Here is a 25,311-nt window from a genome sequence, read left to right as displayed (position 1 = left end):
TTACCGATGTTGATTGATTTGATAAACCAAAAATGCCAACAAACCACACTGTCGCAGCCTAGCACAAAAGCAGCATATCCGCTATAATAAGCCTTTGTTTTTGGAAATTCTTGGGCAAATAGGGAAGATATCGCCATGAACAGACAAAGCACAGACAAAGCACCGAAATTGTATCTACTAACCAACGATGATGAAATCAGCACTTTGCTTGACAAATTGGAGCGAGCATTTGATACAGGTGCGGTTTCATTATTGCAAATTCGCCGAAAATCCACACTAAAACTCTATGATTTGGCGACGGTGTATAAAGAAGCGGAGATGATTGTCAGCCTTGCCAGTGATTACAATATCAGCGTGGTGATGAATGACGATTTGGAATTGGCATCGCATTTTGGCACAGGTCTGCATTTGGGGCAGCGTGATGGCAGCGTGCGAGTGGCTCGTGAGATTTTGGGCGATGATGTGGTGATTGGCCGCACTTGCCATGCCGACATTGCTTTATTTAAGGAAGCCAAGCGAGAAGGGGCGACTTATGGGGCGATGGGGACAGCGTTTGCATCCATCACCAAGCCACGAGCGAACCTAGTACCACGAGCGGTACTCAAAAAAGCCATTGCGTTTGATTTGCCTTTGTGTGTGATTGGTGGTATCGCCCTTGAAAATGTCCATCAGTTGCGCGATGATTTGCAAGGTATGCCTGTACAGTACATTGCCGTTACCGCTGATATTATGAGCCATTCGGCAGAAACCATTGCCGATAAATGCCGTGCATGGCAAGAAAAACTAAACAATTGGTAAAAATAATGACGCATCATCTTGCATTAAATTTGGACAATTTGCCAAGCAAAGCTGGCTTTAAACACACCCTAAATCTGCTGGGTCAGGCGGATTTGAGTTTTTGGCTGTCGCAGGTTGCCAAAAGCGAAAACCGCTTGGTGGTCATGGTGGCAAATAATCAAGATGAGCTAAACCGCTTGGATACTGAGTTGGCGTTTTTTGGGGTGGACGCTAAGGTTTTTGCCGATTGGGAAATTTTGGCATATGATCAGCTATCGGTGCATCAAGACATCACTTCTGAGCGGATTGCTCTGCTGACACACATGCCAAAGTCAGGCGTGCTGCTGGTTAGCGTGCAGACTTTGATGCAGCGTATCGCACCGCCAAGCTGGTTGATTGGTCAGCATTTTGACCTAAAAGTTGGCGACAGCTTTGATATTGACGAACAAAAACAACGCCTAATCAAGGCAGGCTACACCCACACGGACAATGTGTTTGAGCCGGGTGAATTTGCGGTGCGTGGCAGCATCGTGGATATTTTTGCCATCGGTCAAAGTCTGCCATTTCGCTTGGATTTGTTTGATGATGAGATTGAAAGCATCAAATTTTTTAATCCAGAAACGCAGCGGACGCTCAACGATGACCAGTTAGATATTCTAAAAAAAGATGCCAAAGCAGGACTAAATAATCTAGATGAGTGCAAATTACCAAAAACCGCCAAAATTGACCAATTTAGCCTATTGCCAGCACGAGAATTTGCCCTAGAAGAAGGGCGAGAGCTGTTCCGTCAAAATTTTGCCCATTTATTTGCCAATGTCAGTGCGCGCAAGGTTGATTTTTATAACGATGTGATGGCAGGCATTGCCCCACAAGGCATTGAGTATTATGCACCGCTGTTTTTTGAGATAGAAAATTGGATAGCGACAGGCAGTTTGTTCAATTATTTGCCTGATGACGCTTTGATTGTCAGTCATGATGATTTGGCGGATTTTCATCAGCAATTTTGGCAACAAATCCAAACACGCTACCAATCTCGCTCGCATGACAAGCAGTTACCGATTGTACCGCCAGATTATTTATTTTTGGCAAATAATGAATTTCATCAATATTTAAAATCTTATGCTCGTGTACTGATTGCACATGAGCCAGCATCGGCACAAATCGGCACGCTACAAGTCTTGCCACCGCCGATTTTAGCCATCGATCATCAGGCCAAAGAGCCATTGTCTGAGCTGATTGATTTTATCCAATCGCAGCAGCTGCCCACGCTACTGGTTGCCGAAAGTGCTGGCCGCCGTGAGATTATTTTAGAATTATTAAAAAACAAAATCGCCACCAAAGTGGTTGATAGTTATCAAGATTTTATTAAAAATTTGTCAGAATTTGACCAGCGGACGCTTGCCATCAGTGTTGCACCGATTGAGCGGGGTTTGTGGTTAAATCATACAGACGGCACTGGGCTTTGTGTGATTAGTGAGACGCAGATTTTTGGACGGCAAGTGCTACAAACTCGCCGCCGCCGTCAATCCAGCATTTCGCAGGCGTTTTTGGTCAAGTCGGTAACTGAGCTGAACGAAGGCTCGTTGGTGGTGCATCTTGAGCATGGCATTGGGCGGTATCAGGGGCTGATTGTCCTAGATGTGGGCGAAGGTGAGCAAGAATTTATCCATCTAAAATACGCCGATGATGCCAGCATTTATGTGCCCATTACCAATTTGGCACTGATAGGGCGATACAGTGGCACAGACTCTGAAGCGGTCAGCCTATCCAAAATCGGCTCAGGCAAATGGGAAAAGGCCAAACTTAAAGCCTTGGAACAAATCCATGATGTCGCTGCCGAATTGCTCAATGTACAAGCCAGACGCAACGCCAAGTCAGGCATCAGTTTTGGCATTGATATGGCACAATATGAGCTGTTCGCCAGTCAGTTTGCCTTTGAAGAGACACCAGATCAGGCCGAAGCGATTCATGCGGTGATGCACGATATGAAGCAGTCCAAGCCGATGGATCGGCTGATTTGTGGCGATGTCGGCTTTGGTAAGACCGAAGTTGCCATGCGTGCGGCATTTATCGCTGTGCAGGCAGGCTATCAAGTGGCGGTATTGGTACCAACGACACTGCTGGCACGTCAACACGAAGACAGCTTTTTGAACCGCTTTGCCGATTGGCCGATTAAAATCGAAGGCTTATCTCGCTTTGATAACAAAAAACAGCACGATAAAGTCATCGCAGGCTTGGCAGATGGCACGGTAGATATTGTGATTGGTACGCATAAGCTGATTCAGGATGAAGTGAAATTTAAGCGACTGGGTTTGATGATTGTTGATGAAGAGCATCGCTTTGGCGTGCGGCACAAAGAGCGTATCAAAGCCATGCAAACCGAGATTGACAGCTTGTCAATGACTGCCACGCCGATTCCACGCACGCTGAACATGGCGTTATCAGGCATGCAGGACATTTCTATCATCGCCACACCGCCCGCCAGACGCTTGGCGATTAAGACTTTTTTATTGCCAAAATCGGACGAAGCAATCAAAGAAGCGATTTTGCGTGAGATTTTGCGTGGCGGTCAAGTGTATTATCTGCATAATGATGTTGCCAGTATTGAGACCGCTGCCGAGCATTTGCGGACGCTGGTTGATGGCGTGCGTGTCGGCGTGGCACATGGTCAGATGCATGAGCGTGAACTATCGGCGGTGATGAATCATTTTTATCACAAAAAATACAATGTGCTGGTTGCCAGTACCATCATTGAGACAGGCATCGACATTCCCAATGCCAACACCATCATTATCCATCGTGCGGATAAATTTGGCATTGCTCAGCTGCATCAGTTGCGTGGGCGAGTCGGACGCAGCCATCATCAGGCGTATTGTTATTTGATGGTGCCATCGCTTAAGGGGCTAAGTGGCGATGCCAAAAAACGCCTAAATGCCATCACTCGTGCCAACACTTTGGGAGCAGGTTTTATGCTGGCGTCCGAAGATTTGGAGATTCGTGGGGCAGGTGAATTGCTGGGCAAAGAACAAAGCGGCAATATGCAGACCATCGGCTTTGGGCTGTATATGGATATGCTGGAGCGTGCCACTCGTGCCATCAAGCAGGGCAAAACGCCAAGCCTTGCCACGCCTTTGGATTTGGTGAGTGATATTGACATTCACGCTTCGGCATTAATCCCTGATGATTATTTGTCCGATGTGCATGAGCGGCTGATTTTTTATAAAAGAATCAGTAGCTTAGATGACATTGGTGAGCTGCTCGATGTACGCACGGAGATGATTGATCGGTTTGGGGCGTTGCCAATACCGACCCAAAACCTGTTTGCTGTGCATCGCATTCGTATCCGTGCCAAAACGCTGGGCATTACCAAAATTGACGCTGGCGAAAAAACCATCAATCTGGATTTTCGTCCAGATACGCCAGTGGACGGCTTGGCGATTATTAAGCTGATACAAAGTAATGACGGCTACCGCATGAATGGGGCGACTGGCATTCGCCACACCACCAAAAAAGCGATGGATACCCAAGCTCGCATTGATAAAATTAACGAACTTTTGTTGTATTTTGAGTCGTCAGTGGCGAGCGGTTAATCCAAATTTGCCTTGATTTTTATTTGAATTTTAAATTTGATTTTATTAAGTAAAATTTAAAATTAAAACCAATCTTTGATGGAGAAAAAATTGCTTTCAGTGCGTGGCTGGGCAAAAGGCTTGATGGGGCGGTTTTTTTGTGGCAGGGCAGGTTTGTGCGTGCTGCCATGATTGCCATGCTTATCATCGGTGTCGGTATCAGTATCGACATGGGCAAGTATCGGCTCTTTGTTGGCAAGTGTGATGGGCAAAGGGTGCTGTGCCAGCTGGATATGTTGGCAGCCCATCAAGCAGCTTGCCACAATCGCCATGCTAATATGCGTACAATACTTTGAGTGCTTTGCCATATTTTTGCCATTTTTCTTAGCCATTATCAGCCGCCTGTTTGGTTATATTTTTGTCATTGCATATTTGTCAAGAAATCATTACAATTTCGCCAATTTCGCCAATTTCGCCAATTTCGCCAATTTCGCCCATGATTTTAACCAAAATCAATCATTTTGACCAAACAGGGTCTTTGGCGATACCAGTGGTGGCGATGGTGCGAGCGGTGTTACTGGTCAATGAGCGAATCATCAGCTGGCTTTGGTTGCCTTGTTTTTGGGCATAGACAATGCGAGTTGATGACGGCGAAAAACTTGCCGAAATTTCAGTGCCATTGACCGCAAAACTTTGCTGGGTTTTGCCTTGGGTGTTGGCAATCACGATGCGGTTTGATGCGACATAGACCAGTTTATTGCCATCTGGGCTTAGGCGTGGATTGGACGCACGAGCAGCGATTTGCGTGCTTTTGCCTGTGCCAAAATCATAACGCTGCAGGCTTTGGCTGCGAGTGCCGTGGTCGGCGGTGTAGATAAAACCTGTGCCGCTGGGTAGGTAATTGGGTGAGTTTTCCGCCCCTGCCAAATTGGTCAGACGCTCCAAGCGGTTGGCGGTAAAGTTTAGCCGATAAATGTTGGGGTTGTTGTTTTCATGACTGCCCGAAAATAAGATGCTATCGCCATTGGGCGAAAAACTCGGTGCCAGATTATGCCCCCAAAATGGCGTAACCACTTGCGGCTGTCCGCCATTGACCGACTGGATATGAATCACAGGCAGCCCGTCCTTAGTCTGCACACTATAAGCGATACGACTGCCATCAGGCGAAAAAGTCGGCGTTAAAATTGAGCCATTGACGGTGTACAGTGTGGCAATCGCTTGCCCATGCACATCGATAAGTTTTAGGCTGGAAGTTTTGTTATTTGGCGTGCCAGTTTCTTCGACATAGGCAATCTTACCAGTCAAATCCGATGGCTGATGGCTGATGGCTTGATAAATTTTGTCGCTGATTTGATTGTATGCTACCGCCAGTGCCGCAGGGTGATTGTCGCTGACTTGTGTTTGCTTGTCGCTGATTTGAGCTGTGTTGGTATCGACAATTTCATAGCTGATGGCGGTTTTGTTGCTTGGCATCGAATGCGTGCGGACGATGACCACATACCCAAAGCCTTGGTTTCGCCATGTGCTAAGATTGTGCAAAATCTCGCTGGCTGATTGGGTGTGCTGCGGTAGATTTTGGTGTGTCGCCCCAAGCCCTGCCAAGTTTAGGTTATCGCTGATTTTATTGGCTTGGGCAAATGGCATCACTGCCACGGGATAGGCACTGCCTGCCACGCTGCGAGTGATGACCATCACTTCATCATCGCCATCGGCATGGGCTGCCATCATGCCAAGCACAGATGTAAATAACACGCACGCCGATTTGGTTAAAAGTGGCTTGATTTTTGTTTGGATTTGGGTTTTGTTCATTTGTCTAATTGGGTGAATTGGGTTAATCTGACTCATTTGCAAATTCATAAATCATCTCAAAAATTATCTTAATTACTTAAAATAAATTAAAAATCAAATCAAGGATTTGAGCTATCGGCATGGCTGATTTGTTCGGTAACAAATTTTAATTTGATGCTGTTTTTTAGCCCTGCCAATTCCGAAAATGGTGCTGCAGCACGCACTGCCGCTTCGATGGATTCTTTTAAATCGGCATGTCCAGCACCATAGACGATACTGACGACATTGCCTTGGGCATCGATATTCACCTGAAAGCTGATGGCTTGATTGGGCTGAACTGGATATTTTTTCCAAATCGTCTCAATGCGATTTTTGACCGCTGATAAGGCGGCGTTAATTTGGGCTTGGCTCGGTGCTGACGAAGTGGCAGCATTGCCGTTATCGGCTGTGGCAGCACCCAAGCTGTGGCGATTGTCGTCATTGGTGATGGTGTCATTGCCAAAGCTGCTATCAGCCAAGCTGCCGATACCGCCATTAGTAAAATTGTCATTCACCTTAGCTGTCATATCCACAGGCTCAAACGATGGCACAGCTTGTGGTGCTGTCTGTCGGCTCGGTGGTGGCTGGTAATGGTGAGTTCGTGCGTTTAGCAATGCTTGATCGGCTGGTGAGATGGCAGATTTTGGGCGATGCTGGGCTTGGCGTTGGGCATCGTGATGGGCTTTTAGGGTGTTTTTGGCGGCACTTAGCTCGGATTGATTGACCAAAGTGGCCGCCAAACCTGTATCATCGTTTGGTGGTGCAATCACTGACGCTGCGACAATACTGATAATCACCGCATGAATTACCACACTTGCCACGATGGGCAGTGTGAAGTTTGGCTTGTGCGTGCTATCTGAAATGTTGGCAGAATTTGGCATGGTTATTTGTTAGATTCGCTTAATAGGCTAACTTGTGTAATGCCAGCGTTTTGAATCAGTGCCATGATGTGCATGATTTGCTGATAAGGATTGGCGGCATCGGCATTGACCATCACTTGTAATTTGGGATTTTGGCTGTGCATTTGGCGAAGTAGGGCGTCCAGTGAATCATCATTCATCGGCTCATCGATGGCATCTTTGTGGCTGACGAATAATTTGCCATCGGCTTGCACGCTGATGATAATCGGCAAATCGTCCGTCTGCGTGACAGCTTGCGTGTCTTCTTTTGGCAAAGATACCGACACGCCTGTGCTAAGCATCGGAGCGGCAATCATAAAAATCACCAAAAGCACCAACATGACATCAATGTACGGCACGACATTCATTTGGCTGTTTAGGGGTTTTTGGCGGCGTGCAAATTTGCTAGAAGTTGCCATGAAACGCCCCTTGGTCTGCATCGGCGGTATGGGTGGTTGTGCCAGTTGCATGGCTTGGCGATGTTTCGGTTTTGGCAAATTGTGCCAATAATGCACTCATCAGGCTTTCACAAAACAGGCTGCGGCTTTCGTACAGGGCGTTGGCTTTGGCGGTAAAATGGTTAAACGCCATCGATGCTGGAATTGCGGCAAACAGACCCAAAGCGGTAGCAATCAACGCTTCGGCAATGCTTGGGGCAACGGTCGCTAGGCTGACGGCGTTGGCTTGACCCAGTCCGATAAAGGCGTTCATAATGCCCCAAACCGTGCCAAAAAGCCCAATGTATGGCGAGATTGAGCCGATGGTCGCCAGTGTCGATAAACCACGCTCAGCATGTGCCTGCTCAACGCCCAAAGCCACACGCAAACGACGCTCGGCAATGTCCGTTTTTTGTGCGGTGCTAAGGCTATAATCCAGATTGGTTAAGCCTGCATAAAAAATGGCTTCAAGCCCCATGCGTTGGGATTCTTGATTGACCACTGCCAATTGCTTATCAATGCTATCTGTCCAAAACCACGCCTTAAACCGCTCATCAAAGCGAGCAGCACTGCCAATTTTACTGGTCAGATGAAAAATAATCACCCAGCTGACAACAGACAGCACCAAAAGCAGTGCCATCACCAACTTCACCACGGTGCTGGCTTGGATAATCAGAGTAATAAGGCTGACAGATTCGTTCATAAGTGCAACATTGACCAAATTTCATGAAAATATTGCTCTTATTATAGCATAAATTGTCCAATTTGCTATCGCTATAAAAATCGCTATCGGTTAATTAATTTGCCCAGATTGATTAACTAAATTATATTAAAAATCAATAATTTTTAATTAATAACTGATAAATTATGCCCAGTTAAATTGTTATTTATTTAAAAATCAAAGAAAAATATCAGAAAAATGCTTGAAAAATTGCACCTTTGGTTGATTTTCTTTACAATAGACGGATTTATTCGTTGAATTACCTGCTTTTAAGCCAATATTACCAATTATCAAACAAAATTTATAATGATGAAAAACGCCCAACCGCCAAAAATGACGCATGATGTTAAGACTTTGCCTGTGTTGGCAAAAGACCGATATTTTTTAGAAAAATTAAAAAAACAAATCCAAGCAAGCCATGGCGAAACCAGACAAGCCCACCAAAGCCGCTATGACGCCATCAAAGCCCGCTCAAGCCAACAAGTCGCCCAAAGAATTGACAGCATTCCTAACGATTTATTTGCCAAGCTCAATCACGATTTGCCAGTTACCGCCGAAGCTCACACCTTGATTGATGCCATCAGACAGCATCAAGTGGTGATTATCGCTGGCGAAACTGGCTCAGGCAAAACCACCCAATTGCCCAAACTTGCCATGCTGGCAGGGCGTGGCATCACAGGGCAAATTGGACACACCCAGCCACGCCGTTTGGCGGCTCGTTCGGTTGCCACTCGTATCGCCGAAGAGCTGGGCGAGAGCTTGGGTCAGACGGTGAGTTTTAAGGTACGCTTCACAGAAGAAGGCGGCAAACATTCCATTGTCAAGCTGATGACCGATGGGATTTTGTTGGCAGAATTGGGGTCGGACAGGTTTTTGTCCAATTATGACACCATCATCATTGACGAAGCTCATGAACGCAGCCTAAACATTGATTTTATTATGGGTTATCTTAAGCAGCTTTTGCCAAAACGCCCAGATTTAAAAGTCATCATCACATCGGCCACTTTGGACACGGCACGATTTGCCGAATATTTTGCCAAAAATGGCAAACCTGCCCCTGTTTTTGTCGTGGAAGGACGTAGCTATCCTGTGGAAGTGCGTTATCGCCCTTTAACAGATACCATCGTTATCAGCCAAGATGACGATGCGTTTGATGAAATTGAAGACAATTTGCCCAGAGCCTTGACTGCAGCGGTGAATGAGTGCTTTGACGATGCTCGTGCCAAAGGACATCCTGACCAAGCCGATATTTTGATTTTTGCGGCAACAGAAGCTGAAATCCGTGAATTGCAAGAAATTTTGACCACTTACGCACCAGCCCACACCGAAATTTTGCCGTTATTTGCTCGCCAAAGCTATGGTGAGCAGCAGCGGATTTTTTCACCATCAGGCAAAGGGCGTCGGATTATTATCGCCACCAATGTCGCCGAAACTGCCCTAACCGTGCCAAATATCCGCTATGTGATTGATTTGGGTTTTGCTCGGATTTTGCGGTACAACTACCGCTCACGCATTCAGCGGCTGCCGATCGAAGCGATCAGCCAAGCTGCCGCCAATCAACGCAAAGGGCGGTGCGGTCGTGTTGCTGCTGGGGTTTGTATCCGTTTGTATTCCCAAGAAGATTTTGACAGTCGCCCTGAATTTACCGAGCCTGAAATTTTGCGTACCAATTTGGCATCGGTGATTTTGCAGATGGAGCGGCTAAAACTTGGCGATGTGCAATCGTTTGATTTTATCACACCGCCAGATTTGCGTTTGGTCAATGATGGGCGAAAACTGCTCATTGAACTTGGGGCGATTAGCCCAGATGGTTATACTAAAACTCGTGCCAAAAAAGGGCGAATGCAGGCAGGCAGCCTAACCAAAATCGGCCAGCAGATGGCAAAAATGCCCATCGATCCACGCTTGGCACGGATATTGGTTGCTGGTGATGAATTTGGCTGTTTGGCGGACATTTTGATTATCGTGTCGGCGTTGGCAGTGCAAGATGTGCGTGAACGACCTACCAATAAACAAGCCCAAGCTGACCAAAAGCACGCTTTATTTCGCCGTGAAGATTCGGACTTTTTGTTTTATTTGGAATTGTTTGCCGCTTTATTTGACAAGCACGCCACCAACGATTATCAGATATTAAGCAGTAACGCTCGCCGCAATTTTGCCAAAAAGCACTATTTAAGCCACGCACGCATTCGTGAATGGCAAAAAACGCACCGCCAATTGAGCGAAATGGTTGCCGAAATGGGCTTTGTGATTGAAAAATCCAATGACGATGCCCAAAATGCTACCGATACCAAGACGGATACCAAGACGAACGCCAAAGCAGACACCAAAAAAGGCGTGCGATTGTCATTATCAAAAACGCCTGCACGACAAAAATCGCTAAAAAATGCTCTGGTTGCCGCCAAAACCATTAAGATTGACACCGACAAGCAAAGCATTCATTATGCCAATATTCACCGTGCTTTATTGAGTGCGTTGTTGTCATTCATCGCCCACAAGACCGACACCATTGGCGAATATCTGATGGCTCGTGGGCAAAAATCACGGATTTTTCCAGCCAGCACTCTACACAAAAAGGGCGAGCAGTGGCTGATGGCGTTTGAAGTGGTGGAAACTTCGCAGGTGTATATGCGAACGCTTGCTAAGATTGAGCCTGAATGGATTATCAAAGCTGCCCCTGATTTGCTCAAATATCATTATTTTGAGCCGCATTGGTCAAAAAAAGCTGGGCGAGTGCGTGCCTACGCCCAAATCAGCTTGTTTGGCTTGATTGTGATTGCCAAGGAGCTGGTGAATTATGAACAAATCGATCTGCCGCACGCCAGAGAGATTTTTATCACCGATGCCTTAGTTGCCAATCAATACGGTGCTTATCTCAAATTTTTATCAGACAATGCCAACAAAATCAAAGACATTGAGCGAATCGAAGACAAATTGCGTCGCCGTGATTTGCTGGTTGATGAAGAAAATTTGTATCAATTTTATGATGCCAAAATCCCCAAGCACATTGCTAGCCGCAAAAGTTTTGAAGAATTTTATCACGATGCTGAGAATAAAACGCCCAATTTTTTGCATTTTAGTGATGAAGATGTGCTTAACGAATCGGTTAATGACAGTCATCAATTCCCCGAAAGTTGGCATTTGGGCGGTGTCAAATTACCCTTGTCTTATGTGTTTGACCCAAGTTCGGACGATGATGGCGTAACGGTGCGTGTACCGATTAAGGCTTTGGCACAGCTTGATGCGGTGGCACTGCTTTGGGGGATTGCAGGTTGGCGTTATGAACTAGTACTACAATTACTAAAAACCTTACCTAAAGAAATCCGTCGTCAAATCGTCCCCATTCCTGACACTTGCCAAAAAATCTTTGGCAAACTCAATCCCAAAGCCCAAACTGGTCTGCTGGATCAATTGGTGGCAGCTTTGATGACGCTTGGCGTTCGCACCAGTCCGCAGGATTTTGCCCCTGATAAGGTGGACGATTATCTTAGACCGCTCATCTGTGTGGTGGACGACAAAAACCGTGTCATCGAAAAAAGCCGTGATTTACTTCGCTTGCAGGCACGCCACAGCCAAACGGTGATGCAGACCATCGCCATTGAGCAAGGTTTGCATCAAAATTTCCCAGAATATTTTAGTTTTGTTAAAAATAAACACACTTCTGGCATCGTCATGCAAGAGTTTTCGGCACTCAAGGCGGACGCAGCTGGTCAAGCGGTATCCATTGCCACTTTTAGTGAATTGAGTGCTGCTTTAAATGCCCATAAAAAGGGCGTTTTGACACTGATAAAAGGCAAACTCGGTGCTAAGCAAAAGCAGCTGACAGGGCAAATTGACAAAGCCTTTAAACTTGCCTTTGCACCGCTGGGCGATTTAGAAAAACTAAAATCCATCGTCATTGATGCTACTTTGCAAGCTTGTTTATACCAACACGCCCACGATTTTGAGCAATCGCCCATCAGCGAGCAGGGCGAACACGCCAGAGCGGCGATACTGGGGGCAAGCACCACACCACAAAATCAGTGGCTGATGGCACATTTGCCTTTGGATTATCCAGAGTTTGGGGTGATAGAGCAGGGGATTTTGAGCCAGTTTTTATTGGTTGGGCAGGTGATTTTAAAGACGCTTAAAAGCATTTATACCGCTTGGCAGACTGCTCGTGGTAAATTATTGATGCTGGATAATGAGATTTTTGCCGAATCTATCGAAGATATTGAAGATCAGTTGGACGATTTGCAGCTTGCTGATTTTGTGTATCGCACCGATTATCAGCATTGGCAGCATTACCCACGCTATTTGCAAGCGCTCAATGTGCGACTGGATCGATTGCAGCACAATCTGGACGCCGATTTGGACGCCGTGTATCTGCTAGATGTGCATATGGAGCGGCTGGCGGTGTGTGTTCATCAGCCAAAATTTGCCGAATATCGCTGGCTGGTCGAAGAGTATCGCATCAATTTATTTGCCCAACCGATGAAAACCTTGTCGCCAGTTTCCGCCAAGCGACTTGACAAACTGTGGGCGACTTTGAATACCAAGTGATTTGGGTGGGTTTTGGCGGTGTTTCTAAGGTTGTTATAGACCATAAAAAAATCCTGCAATGCGAAAACAGCATTGCAGGATTTTTTATGGTTTAAATCTCCAACTTCGGCAATTCCTTCACAATTTTCATTGTCTCTAGGCTCACCGTAATCACCCGTAGCAATAATTCCATTGGATAGCGTGGATTGTTCATCGTTTCGATTGCCCAATCGTTGGCATCGTTGGTAATACCGCTGGCTTTATCGGTTTTTACCGATTGGCGTTCCATTACCCATTCAATGGCGGATTTGCCATTCACAATATAGTCGTAGGCTTCCAGTGGAATTTGCTCGATGCTGAATTTGGCGTTGTAGGCGATTTTGGATTTATCGTCTTCTTTTTTGCCGGTTTCAGGATTAAGCATTTTGCCGCCGAACTTCATTTTTTCCACATAAAAATCTTCGCCGATACCGCCCGATAATTGATTCCCCACGATTTTTAAACCGCCTTTAAACAGCACATTTTGATACATCGGCACGCTTTCATAGTGAAGATGTAATTCGGCTAATGCCTGTCCTGCCTGTTCAAAGGATTTAAAATCTGCAAACGACTTCACGCAAGGAATGCGTGGCAGTTGTTTGCTTAGGTTATCGGCGTATTTTTCCCGATATTCTTCGCTATGGAGTAGCCCGTAAATATAGTAGAACATGTCTTCTTTGCTGATATTTTCATTCGGGTAAGCCGTCTGAAAATGGGCAAGGGCTTCATCGCTAATTGCTTCACGCTGTTTGTAGCCGTCCACAATGTTATTGCAGAAATTTTGCGAAAACAGACCGCTTGTTGGGTTGGTTTCTTCGGTTTTTTCGTAGAGATAGCGTGGGAAACATTGGGCATCACCAATTAAGTGCAAATCAGGAATTAAATCAGCCATTAATACCGAAAACCCTTTTGAACCTGTAACTGTTAAACAAATCACCCGATTTTCTGTTTTTGGGGTAGGGAATAGTTGGGGGATTTGGTATGTTCTATGAATAAACGGTTTATCAAAGTAAAGATTTTCTTTGGTGTATGGTCTATATAATGCAGTGATAATTTCATCTTGTTGAAAATCATATTTATAGTGCTTTTCACATCGTAATTTTAATGTGTCAGTCCAACTAATTTTAGTTTTATCTCCATTGACAAAATCATCAATGGCAATATTTTTATCTTTTAAAATAGAATGACGATTTACTTCATTATTGTAGAAATTAATCATTGCTCTCATATTCTGAGATAACATATTTTTAGAGTAATTATAAACCCAATAATCTCTACCTGTAGCCGCACCTGCTGAATAATTCTCAAAAACCACTACCGCATTTTTATCCTTTTTATCACCCATTGAAATATAGTTATCAAAATTCGGATCACGCTGATTCAGCCAGTCGTTAAATGAATCGGGGATAATTTGCGTCCATTGATTTTCGGCGGTAATGCCGTTAATGGATTGGAAATTTTGCACAATGTCTAATTTTTGTTCGCGGTTGAGATAATCGCCAATATCGTGGAAATAGATATTGCCGTGCGTTTGGGCATTGGGATTTTTGACTAAAATGGCAATGGCAATCGGTGCTCGGCTACCTGAGCCAAAAATTTTGCCCCCTTCTTTACGAGAGCGTTCGCCTGATGTGCGTTGATTACCCCGCAAATGAAAAATATAGATAGAGCTAAATTCTTCAGCCAAGCATTTACGCAAACCATCGGCAGAATTGGATTCTAAATAACCGCCGTTGGTCACAAAACCAATTACGCCGTTATTGCCGATACGATCTGTTGCCCAGCGAATGGCTCGGATATAGGTATCATATACAGAATTTTTTAAGGTAGCTTTTGAATATTTTGCATAAGTGTCTTCAATTCTTTTATTAGAATAAGGGTAATTTATATTTGAATTATTATCATTTTCTGATGTTTGCCCTGCCGAATAAGGCGGATTGCCGATAATCACCCGAATATCCAAGGCTTTTTGGCGTTTACGGCGTTTGCTGTTGGTTTCTAAAATTACGTCCACCAAATCTTCTTTTTCATACATTTGGAAGGTATCGGTTAAGCAAATGCCTTCAAAAGGCTGGTATTGTTCGGAAAAACTCTGAAAATTTTGCCCGCTCTTTTTGGCTTCGCTTAATAGGGCGTGATACACCGATTCAATGTTGATCGCAGCGATATAGTAGGCAAGCAAGACGATTTCATTGGCGTGAATTTCGCTGTATTTGCTTGGCAGTTTTTCCGGCGGAATAATGCCTGATTGCAAAAGCCGTGTGATAAATGTGCCTGTGCCGGTAAATGGATCGATAATTTGCACGCCTTTATCGGCAAGGCTGGCGTTAAATTCATTATTCAGCACATCTTCTACGCTTTTAATAATAAAATCCACCACTTCCACCGGCGTATAGACAATGCCGAGGCGTTCTGCCATTTTTGGAAATGCGTTGTTAAAGAAACTGTCGTATAGCTCTTTAATGATTTTTTGCTTGCCTTCAGGGGATTGGATATTACGCACTCTAAATTGCACGCTTTCATAGAAGGCGGCAAGCTGTTTGGTTTCTGCGGTGCTACAACCCAAGGCATCAATGGTTTGTTGCAAGGCTTGCGACATTGGGTTGTGTGCGGTGAAATTGTCATTGGCAAACAAGGCATCAAACACCGGCTTGGTAATCAAATGTTGTGCCAGCATTTCGATGACTTCATCATCGCTGATGGCATTGTTCAAATCATCACGCAATTCATTGGCAAAAGCATTAAACACTTGAATTTGGCTTTGATTTTGCGGATTTTCCAAAATGGCTTTAATGCGGTCAATATGGGTGTTGGCGATTTTTGCCACATCGTTTGCCCAGTCTTCCCAATGGCTACGATTACCGCATTTTTTCACGATTTTAGCGGTTAAGGCACGCTCAATTTCGCCAATTTCAAATTCTATTTCCAGTTGATCAGGCGGTAGGCTACTATCTTTAGTACCGATACTGTGCTGATCGCGTCCTGATTTATCGTATTTTTTCTTATTGCTTTGCTGTTTTTTAGTGGTTTTTTTAAAGACTTCACTGATTTCGGTAATCACTTCAATTTTATCTTTTGCCGCACCGTCAAATTCCATTTTGTTGATCATCGCATCAAAGCGGTCATCGTGGGAACGCAGGGCGTTTAGCACTTGCCAAACTACTTTATAATTTTCGTTATTATCCAAGGCTTTATCGGGTTCAACGCCTGCTGGAATCACCACTGGCAAAATCACATAGCCCCGTTTTTTGCCTTCGGCTTTACGCATCACACGTCCCACTGATTGCACCACATCAACCTGTGAATTGCGGGCGGTTAAAAATAACACTGCATCCAATGCCGGCACGTCCACGCCTTCTGACAGGCAACGCACATTGGATAAAATACGGCAGGTGTTGTCATCGGTATCCGCTTTCAGCCAGCTGATTTTGCCTGATTTTTCACTGGCGTTCATTGAGCCGTCCACGTGTTCGGCTTCGCATTTCAGATTGAGCGATTGGGCAAGATCAAGCGGTACTTCTTTGCCCAAATTCTGCAAGGCTTCCCGCTCTTGTTCTTGATAGGCGGTTACTACCGTATCAAACATTTCGGCAATGGCTTTGGAGCTGACTTTGTGTTTATTGCCTTTATATTCTTTTTCAATGACTTGGCAAAAAGCCACTGCTCTTTTCATCGGTTGTTCATCGCCGATTAAATCGTTGGTAACACCATATTTGGATAAAGCTTTCCAACAGCCGACAATTTTCGCCGCATCGTCCACTTGAATTTCATTGCCTTGCTGATTTAACAAATATTCCAAACGGCGGTTAATATGAGCTTCTTCTACCGCTAATACCAACACTTTGTAGTCCACCAACAAGCCTTGTCTAACCGCAGAAGAAAAGCTGATGATGTGTAATTCTTTACCGAATTTGCTTTCGTCGTCCATAGAATAGACGGTTACGCCTTCGGTTTTTTTGGCATCTTCGGTATAAATACGGGGCGTAGCGGTCATATACAGGCGTTTTTTCGCTTGGATATAAGCCTGATGATGAATCCGCACAAAAGTGGATTCTTGTTCATCATCGTTAAAACTTGCGCCCGTGGTGCGGTGGGCTTCATCGCAAATCACCAAATCGATTTCAGGCAGACCGAATTGTTGCTGTGCTTGGTGAATCACATCAATGGAATGATAAGTAGAGAAAATCACGGTCATCGCCAATTCACGATTATGCACGTTAACCGCTTTTGCCAACATTCTGCCGTCGGTAGTGGCAGGATATTGCAATTCGTGATTGAGCAGTTGCACCCGATCATCATCTTTGAGTTTACCTTGTTTTCCCACATCGCTATCAGAACACACCGCAAAACTGTGCAACGGCGTGGCGGATTCTTGTGTCCATTCGGTGAGCGTTTGTGAAAGCAGGGCAAGGCTCGGCACTAAAAATAAGACGGTTTTGCCTTTACCAGCCATTTCTTCGGCAATTTTTAATGCGGTAAAGGTTTTGCCTGTTCCACACGCCATAATCAATTTGCCGCGATCTTCCGTGGCTAAGCCTTTGATGACGGCATTTAATGCTTTTGTTTGATGTTCCCTTAATACTTTTTTCGGGCGTAAAACCGGCAGGCTTTCAGCCTGATATTGCGACCAATCAATCACGCTGTTTTCTAAATCTGTCCGTTGAATTAAAGAAACGGGTGGGGTTTGCTCGGATAGGGATTGATAGGCGTTTTCCGTCCAGTTTTCAGCGGTGGTAACAATCATTCGCCGCTCAAAATAGTTTTTGCCCGATGCGGTGAAAAAACTGTCAATATCCGCTTTGCTGATACGGTGATTGCGATCATAGTTTTTACATTGAATGGCGTGGTTTCCACCGTCAAAGGTTACGCCGACCAAATCAATGCCGGTATCATTGCTGGGTTCATTTGGGCGGTATTTTTCTGCCCATTGTTTGAAAGTTAAAACTTCTTGGTAGAGATCTTTATAGAAAGGTTCGGTGCGAAGATAGCACTGAATCAGGTCTTCAAAATAAGTGCCCTTTTCACGCTCGGTTAAAGAATTTTGTTGAAATTGGGTTAAAAGGTTAGATAATGCTGTTGAGTTGAGTTGAGTTGAGTTGAGTTGAGTTGAGTTGAGTTGAGTTGAGTTGAGTTGAGTTGAGTTGAGTTGAGTTGAGTTGAGTTGAGTTGGCATAGTTTATCCCTTTTAATAAAGCAAAATGATTCGGTTATTGTGCATTATTATACATTTTATCTCTTGATATTGTAAATAATAATGCGCTATGCATGCCCAGTTTTTAAATAAGAACCTTTTTGTTTTTGGTTGTCTAGCATTTGTTTATTTTAATTTAATGCCCTAACACTTTATTTTTTCTGTTGCTTATTGATTATTAACTGATTTAACATATAAAAAATTATTCATGATAAATTTAGAATAAGCTCTTAGTTTTTGAAAACCTTATTGATATAGATAATCATTGTACTTATATTGAAAATAAACTCAGGTAAGAATTACACAATGGGTCATAATTGCTCATGAAGTAAATTCAGGAATTTTTTGACTCTTCATACAATGTTTTTGTTGTAAAATTGGGTTGGTAAAACTATAATACCTTAGGTTTTATATGGGAAATTTTTAAATATGGGCTTTACTTTTAATCAAGAAAAATATACTCTCGTTGCGTTGCGTTGCGTTGCGTTGCGTTGCGTTGCGTTGCGTTGCGTTGTGCAGGGTAATTTATTCCTAAAATCAATCCTAAAGATAGTTTCAATCTACTGCATGGGAGTCCAATCCCATGTCATCTAATCAAAAAACACCTTCCTATACTCCAAAAATTTTATCTCTTTTCTCTGGCTGTGGTGGCTTGGATTTGGGTTTTCATCATGCTGGCTATGAAACCGTTTGGGCAAATGATTTTTCTCATTGGGCGTGTGAAAGTTTCCGTAAAAATATCGGTGATGTGATTGTAGAGGGAGATATTGAACAAATAAATCCAAACGATCCTACAATCCCTGATTGCGATATAATTTTGGGTGGCTTTCCCTGCCAAGACTTTTCTATGATTTGGAAACAGCCCGGGTTGGAAGGAGAGCGTGGTAATTTATACAAGAGTTTTCTACATTTTGTAAATGCCAAAAAACCTAAGGTGTTTGTCGCTGAAAATGTAAAAGGGCTGCTGACAGCAAACAAGAAAAAAGCCATTCAGCAAATTATTACCGATTTTGAAAATTGCGGTTATTATGTTCAGGCAAAGTTGTACAACTTTGCTGAATTTGGCGTACCTCAATTTCGAGAACGCGTACTAATTGTGGGTATTCGCTTGGATACTGGTTTTGATTTTCACCATCCTAAACCGACACACAATGAAACAGGAGAAAACGGGCTAAAACCGTATGTTACGGCAGGAGAAGCGGTATCAAATATTCCAAAATCTGCCAGCAATAATGAATTGCTGAAAATTAGTGATAAAACGCGCCGCATGTTGGAACTCATTCCCGAGGGGGGTAATTTTACCGACATTCCAAAAGATCATCCTTTATATGTAAAAGGTATGATCAGCCACGTTTATCGTCGTATGCATCGCGATGAACCATCAAAAACAATTATTGCAGCAGGAGGCGGAGGAACATGGGGTTATCACTTTCCTGAACCTCGGGCGTTTACCAACCGTGAACGTGCTAGACTACAAAGTTTTCCTGATGATTTCGAATTTGTTGGTTCAACTACCGAAGTGCGACGTCAAATCGGCAATGCCGTTCCGCCACGAGGTGTGGTTGAATTAGCTAAAACTATTTTACCTATTTTTTCAGGTAGCTATGAAAAAGTAGATTTACACGAAAAATTAGAAACGGAAAAAACATCCATATTCCAAGATCGACTCAATAAAATCCGTGGGGGCAAGCGATGAATACGGTGTTTTCTAACATTGCTAATGCAAAAATTACGGAAAAACCGCTTAATGCAGTTTGGATGGATCTATTCAAGTCAGCTGATGAAGTATTGATGGCAACAGGTTATGTATCTAATGATGCAATAGTTGAGTTGCATAAAATTTTGGAATTAAATGACCGTATTCAAAAAGTAGATTTATTGGTTGGAATGCATTACTTGGAAGGATTCAGTTATTTACAATACAATAGTTTATGTAAATTAAATGAATTTTTACAACAGGCAAAAAGAGGTTCTGTGTATGTTTCTCCGTTTGTAAAATTTCATGGCAAGGCGTATTCCTTTAAAAATCAACAGCAAATTAATGGTTTAATAGGTTCTGCAAATTTAACCTGTTTTTGGGATAATACGGAGCGAACATATGAAACTATGTTGCATTTGCACGGTCAACCGGCACAAATCTTACAGGTAGATATTCAAAATACCATTCAGCAATTGGGTAAAAATATCAATGAAGTGGAAAGACCTAGTAAATTTATTGAACATAACACCCATTTGGAAAATTGTTTAGGGGTACAGAAAATTGCTTCTGAAAAAATTCAACAATTATTTCTCCAAACATCTGAGTATCGTTTTTCTATTCCAGCCAAAACCGAAGAAAAAAGTAATTTGAATGTGTTTTTTGGCGAGGGAAGACGAGATAAAAGAGGTTTTATCAAACCACGCCCTTGGTATGAAGTGGAATTAATTGTTTCCAAAAATATTACTTCACAAGAAGGTTATCCATCACTTAAATCATTTACGGTTATTACTGATGATGGATGGCAATTTCAATGTAAAACATCAGGAGATTATTCCAAAAACTTTCGTTCAGAAAATGATTTAAAAACACTTGGGAAATGGATTAAAGGTCGTTTAGAACGTAGGGGGTGTCTGCAAAATAACGAAAAAATTACTCAAGAAACCCTACGAAAATATGGTAATGATCATTTTGAGTTTCGCTCTACAGACAATCCCGATGTTTGGCTGCTTTCATTTAAAGGGAAAGACTAAATGTTACAAACTTATTTAAATCAACTTACACAGCCAGAATTAGCCAAATCTGTCAAAAATACTGTAGATGGCTTTATGGACAAATTATCAAAAACTGAAGCAAAAACAGTTCAAAATGTGTTGCTGTTAGGTAATGTTCAAAGTGGCAAAACTGCCCAGGTATTGGGTGTATTGAGTGCATTAGCAGATGACGGTGATCATAAAGTATTTCTTTACCTTACTACTGATAGTGTTGATTTACAAGCACAAACTGTTAAACGTGCCAAAGCCAATTTGCAAAACTTTATTGTGCTATCTGAAAGTGATGATACTAGCTTTATGCAAGTTATGAAGGCAAACAACCCAATTTTAGTCATTCTTAAAAAGAATGCCAGCATATTAAGACGTTGGCGCAACCTGTTCACCAGCCAAGCCCATTTAAAAGGTTATCCTTTGGTTATTGTGGATGATGAAGCTGATGCCGCAAGTCTTAATACCAATGCAGACAAGCAACATAAAGAAGCGAGTACTATCAACAGTCTGCTTAATGACATTAAAAATGCCTGTTGTCAAAGTTTGTTTATCCAGCTGACAGCAACACCTCAATCTCTTTTATTACAGCACGAAGAATCTGATTGGCAACCTGAATTTATTCACTTTTTTGAAGCAGGTGAGCAATACATCGGGGGAAATTTCGTTTTTTCAGATCCGCCAAGTTATATTGTTCGTTTTATTAGTAATGAATTAGAAGATATGAAAGATGACAGCGACGAAATTGCTGAAGGGGCAAAACAAGCCTTGCTTATTTTCTTAATAACCTGTGCAGAATTTGATTTATGTGATAAAAATAATTGTAATTTTGCACTTCATCCTAGCTATAAAATCCAAGATCATCAAGCCTTTGCTCAAAAAATCCAGTGTTTTTTAAATGATTTAGTGCAAGCAGTTAACAATGGGGAAAATATTGCAAATAGCTTTTTGGAAAGTTATTTAGATTTGCAAAAAAGTAAGCCAGACATCCATCACTTTGAAGAAATCTATGAAAAATTAATTTTACTTTTGCAGGAAAAACGTATCAATGTTGTAGTATTAAATTCCAAGACAGAAGCTGATTTTAATTTAGAAAATGGCTTTAACATTGTAATTGGTGGGAATGTGATTGGACGTGGCTTAACCATTCCCAAATTGCAAACTGTTTATTACAGCCGCACAGCCAAAAAACCGAATGCTGATACTTTTTGGCAACATTCGCGTATTTTTGGCTACGATCGCGACAGATCCCTATTGCGACTTTATATACCAACTGATGTTTATCAATTTTTCGTGGCTCTTAATCAGGCGAATAGTTTGATTATTGAACAGGCTAAACAATCTAATGGCAATGTACAAATTATCTATCCAAAGAATATCAATCCAACACGAAAAAATGTACTAAAATCAGATGGTATTAACAAGCTTGTTGGCGGGGTGAATTATTTCCCATTTGAACCAAATGAAACTAATTTATTGGCAGTCAATGGTTTGTTGCCAGCAATTATCGGGCAATGTAAAGTTAAGGATGATTTATACCAAATTGATTCTGAAACTTTGTTTTTAATTTTGGAGAAATTAGGTAATTATCAGCCTGATGATTGGGATAAAGAAAAATTTATTTCCAGTATTCAAGCCCTACAAGCTCGACGCCCTAGTTTTAAAATTTATGTATTAATGAAACAAGATAGAAATATTGGTAGAGCCACAGGCACGATGCTTTCTGAAGATGACCGTAAATTGGGCGAAAAATATCCCAATGATTTATTTTTGACACTTTATCAAGTGGTTGGAAATAGAGATAAAGGCTGGAAAGGGGAGGATTTTTGGTTACCTAATATCAAATTACCATATAAAGGTTTGGTTTATTGGGATGTAAAATAGCATATAGAAAAATCTACTAGAAGTTGATTCTGAATAACATTTTTAAAAACAACCTAAAACCACCAATGAAACTAAAACCGCCAAACTCACTTTTTTCTGCTAAAATACCCACTATTTCAACCATTTTATTAAAAAGGTAAATTGATGAATCCGTGGATTTTATTAGCCATCGCAATTGTGACGGAAGTGATTGGCACCAGTTGCCTAAAAGCTAGCGATGGCTTTACCAAGCCGCTATACGCTGTGATTGCCGTCGCTGCTTTTGTCATTGCATTGTATTTGATGTCAATCATCACTCGCACGCTGCCACTTGGCATTGTATACGCCATGTGGTCAGGCGTGGGAATTGTGCTGACCGCCACTGTCGCCTTCTTTGCCTTTGGACAAAAGCCTGATTTGGCTGGGTTTATCGGCATGGCAATGATTGTCGGTGGGGTATTGGTGATTAACTTATTCTCCCAAGCATCTGCCCACTGATGGCGTTTGGGCGGCTGATTAATTAACTGATTGTTGATTATAATAACACCCCAAAGACAGCTTTGACTTTGGGGTGTTACTTGTCAAATTACAAATTCATCAGTGATTTTAACAGTTCATCACAAATTATAGCACTTGACGAATTTTTGCCAATGCTTGATCAATCTCGTCTTTGGTGATAATCAAAGGCGGTGCAAAGCGAATCACTGTATCGTGAGTTTCTTTGCATAATAGACCCAACTCTTTGAGCTTTTCGCAATAAGGGCGAGCGGCAGTCGTCAGCTCGACACCGATAAACAGGCCACGACCACGCACTTCTTTGATGATTGGGTTATCAATTTTTTGTAGTTCGGCTAAGAAATACTCGCCAAGCTCGGCAGAGTTTTCAATCAAGCCGTCATTAACCAAAACATCTAATGCCGTGATAGACACTGCACAGGCCAAAGGGTTGCCACCAAAGGTTGAGCCGTGTGAACCCGGTTCAAACACACCCAAAATTTCATCATTAGCCACCACGCAAGAAATTGGGAACACGCCGCCACCCAACGCCTTGCCCAAGATGTACATATCAGGGACGATGCCTTCATGCTCGCAGGCGAACAACTTGCCAGTGCGTCCAAGACCTGCCTGAATCTCATCGGCGATAAACAGCACATTGTTGGCTTGGCAAACTTCAAATGCCTGTTTCATGTAGCCAGCAGGCGGAATATTAATCCCAGCTTCGCCTTGGATTGGCTCAATCAAAAACGCCACCGTGTTTGGTGTGATTGCAGCTTGCAGGGCATCGATATCGCCATAAGGCACCAGCTTGATGCCGCCAAGCATCGGACCAAAGCCACGCTTGTAGTCAGGGTCTGATGACAAAGACACCGCACCCATGGTACGGCCGTGGAAGTTGCCCACACAGGCGATGATTTCGGCTTGATTGTCCGCCACGCCCTTGACATCATAACCCCATCGGCGAGCGGTTTTGATGGCGGTTTCTACGGCTTCAGCACCAGTATTCATCGGCAACACACGAGTTTTGCCAGACAGCTTGCAGATTTTTTCGCTCCATGGTGCCAGCTGGTCATTGTGAAAAGCACGGCTGGTTAGCGTTACTTTATCGGCTTGCTCTTTGAGCGTGTTGATAATTTTTGGGTGGCAATGGCCTTGATTGACCGCAGAATAGGCACTGAGCATATCCATATAGCGGTTGCCTTCGGGATCTTCTACCCAGATGCCAGCTGCCTTGCTGATGACAATTGGTAGCGGCAAGTAGTTTTTGGTGCCGTATTTGTCATTTTGGGCGATCAGTTGTTCGGTTTTGGTAGTCATCATACACTCCAATAATTGTTAAGTTCCATGTTAGTTGATGATAAAAAAATTTTAAAAACCATATCAATCATTAATATGGTAAAATATTTATTTAGCTAATTTATAAAATATGTACCAAATTGCCTGCTAATAATAAGTGAGCCAATTACGCTGAAAAGTGGCGAATAAACCAATCCAACGCCATGTCATAGCCCATATCACCTAGACCGCAAATCACGCCCACCGCCTTATCCGAAAAATACGAATGGCTGCGAAACGGCTCTCTGGCGTGGACATTGGACAGATGCACTTCAATAAAAGGCTTATCCAAGGCAGCCAGTGCATCACGAATGGCAACAGAAGTGTGCGTAAAGGCGGCAGGGTTGATAATCACGCCATCAATCGGCGTGGGTGATAGCAGTCCAGACTCACCGATAAAATCGACAATCGCCCCTTCATGATTGGACTGAAAACAACAAAGCTCAATCTGGTGAGCCTTGGCATGAGCCGTCAGACGCTGCTCAATGTCCAAAAGGGTGGTTGAGCCGTAGATTTTGGGTTCACGCTTGCCGAGTAGGTGTAAGTTAGCACCATTAATCAAGGCAAGTTTTTTTGGGGTTTGGCTTGTTGGCGTTTGGCTTGTCATAGTATGATAAATTCCCTGTCAAATTTTGACAAATTTTTGACCAAAAAATCATTGTAGCGAATTTGTCAGCATTTGGCAAATTTTATTTGGTGAATTTGGGCAAATTTTTGATGCAATTTTGGGATTTTGGTATTTTATAAATAAATATTGAATATTTAGAAGTTTTCGCCAATGTAAGTATTTGTAATTTGCCAAATTAATGTTAAGATAAAATTTCAAAATCAGTCATGATTTTTAGCAGGTATGATGGTTGGTTTATTCATGATTAAAATCAATCATCAAAACCCA

Annotated in this window: 15 protein-coding genes; 7 read left to right on the top strand and 8 right to left on the bottom strand. The window is 43.0% G+C overall.

What is annotated here, in order from left to right; all coding sequences use genetic code 11:
* The first annotated feature begins 135 nt into the window (after positions 1-135).
* Positions 136-798 (top strand): thiamine phosphate synthase, encoded by a 663-nt coding sequence (locus ACFBZI_RS09340; RefSeq protein WP_375716060.1) that lies wholly within the window; start codon positions 136-138, stop codon positions 796-798.
* 5 nt (positions 799-803) lie between these two features.
* Entirely contained in the window at positions 804-4,367 is a 3,564-nt protein-coding gene (gene mfd / locus ACFBZI_RS09335; protein ID WP_375716059.1) for a transcription-repair coupling factor, read from the top strand.
* A 62-nt stretch (positions 4,368-4,429) separates the two neighbouring features.
* Here mfd and ACFBZI_RS09330 read toward each other — a convergent pair whose 3' ends face one another.
* From ACFBZI_RS09330 to ACFBZI_RS09310, 5 genes are all read right to left on the bottom strand, one after another.
* Positions 4,430-4,714, bottom strand: a complete 285-nt coding sequence (locus ACFBZI_RS09330) for a hypothetical protein (RefSeq protein ID WP_375716058.1) — start codon at positions 4,712-4,714, stop codon at positions 4,430-4,432.
* Between the two features lie 148 nt (positions 4,715-4,862).
* Complete coding sequence (locus ACFBZI_RS09325) at positions 4,863-6,191, bottom strand: beta-propeller domain-containing protein (RefSeq protein ID WP_375716057.1); 1,329 nt, start codon at positions 6,189-6,191, stop codon at positions 4,863-4,865.
* Positions 6,192-6,253: 62 nt separating this feature from the next.
* Entirely contained in the window at positions 6,254-7,054 is an 801-nt protein-coding gene (locus ACFBZI_RS09320; protein ID WP_375716056.1) for a TonB C-terminal domain-containing protein, read from the bottom strand.
* Positions 7,055-7,056: 2 nt separating this feature from the next.
* Positions 7,057-7,491, bottom strand: a complete 435-nt coding sequence (gene tolR, locus ACFBZI_RS09315; RefSeq protein ID WP_375716055.1) for a protein TolR — start codon at positions 7,489-7,491, stop codon at positions 7,057-7,059.
* The gene (locus ACFBZI_RS09310; RefSeq protein ID WP_375716054.1) at positions 7,478-8,212 is read right to left on the bottom strand and encodes a MotA/TolQ/ExbB proton channel family protein; all 735 of its coding nucleotides are present in this window, start codon (positions 8,210-8,212) and stop codon (positions 7,478-7,480) included. Before ACFBZI_RS09310 ends, tolR begins: the two co-directional genes overlap by 14 nt.
* A 324-nt stretch (positions 8,213-8,536) precedes the next feature.
* Here ACFBZI_RS09310 and hrpA point away from each other — a divergent pair, with 324 nt between their 5' ends.
* Positions 8,537-12,772, top strand: coding sequence for an ATP-dependent RNA helicase HrpA (hrpA, locus tag ACFBZI_RS09305; protein WP_375716053.1), 4,236 nt, complete (start codon positions 8,537-8,539; stop codon positions 12,770-12,772).
* Positions 12,773-12,863: 91 nt separating this feature from the next.
* On the opposite strand, the gene ACFBZI_RS09300 is transcribed toward hrpA, so the two are convergent.
* Positions 12,864-17,963 (bottom strand): DEAD/DEAH box helicase, encoded by a 5,100-nt coding sequence (locus ACFBZI_RS09300; protein ID WP_375716052.1) that lies wholly within the window; start codon positions 17,961-17,963, stop codon positions 12,864-12,866.
* 601 nt (positions 17,964-18,564) lie between these two features.
* Here ACFBZI_RS09300 and ACFBZI_RS09295 point away from each other — a divergent pair.
* From ACFBZI_RS09295 to ACFBZI_RS09280, 4 genes are all read left to right on the top strand, one after another.
* Positions 18,565-19,677, top strand: a complete 1,113-nt coding sequence (locus tag ACFBZI_RS09295) for a DNA cytosine methyltransferase (RefSeq protein WP_375716051.1) — start codon at positions 18,565-18,567, stop codon at positions 19,675-19,677.
* On the top strand, positions 19,674-20,711 hold the full coding sequence (locus ACFBZI_RS09290; protein WP_375716050.1) for a restriction endonuclease PLD domain-containing protein: 1,038 nt from the start codon (positions 19,674-19,676) through the stop codon (positions 20,709-20,711). The genes ACFBZI_RS09295 and ACFBZI_RS09290 overlap by 4 nt, the downstream gene beginning before the upstream one ends.
* Positions 20,712-22,604 carry a Z1 domain-containing protein gene (locus tag ACFBZI_RS09285; protein ID WP_375716049.1) on the top strand — a complete coding sequence of 631 codons (1,893 nt, stop codon included), beginning with the start codon at positions 20,712-20,714 and terminating at the stop codon, positions 22,602-22,604.
* 144 nt (positions 22,605-22,748) lie between these two features.
* Entirely contained in the window at positions 22,749-23,081 is a 333-nt protein-coding gene (locus ACFBZI_RS09280) for a DMT family transporter (RefSeq protein ID WP_375716048.1), read from the top strand.
* Between the two features lie 126 nt (positions 23,082-23,207).
* Here ACFBZI_RS09280 and ACFBZI_RS09275 read toward each other — a convergent pair whose 3' ends face one another.
* Both ACFBZI_RS09275 and aroQ read right to left on the bottom strand, forming a co-directional pair.
* Positions 23,208-24,401: an ornithine--oxo-acid transaminase gene (locus ACFBZI_RS09275; RefSeq protein ID WP_375716047.1), complete on the bottom strand. Its 1,194-nt coding sequence runs from the start codon at positions 24,399-24,401 to the stop codon at positions 23,208-23,210.
* A 142-nt stretch (positions 24,402-24,543) separates the two neighbouring features.
* Positions 24,544-25,023, bottom strand: coding sequence for a type II 3-dehydroquinate dehydratase (gene aroQ / locus ACFBZI_RS09270; protein ID WP_375716046.1), 480 nt, complete (start codon positions 25,021-25,023; stop codon positions 24,544-24,546).
* Positions 25,024-25,311: the final 288 nt, after the last annotated feature.

The sequence above is a fragment of the Moraxella marmotae genome, assembly GCF_042219885.1.
Taxonomy (GTDB): domain Bacteria; phylum Pseudomonadota; class Gammaproteobacteria; order Pseudomonadales; family Moraxellaceae; genus Moraxella; species Moraxella marmotae.
Note: the sequence above shows the minus strand (reverse complement) of the source record. Positions and strands in the feature narration are given on the sequence as shown.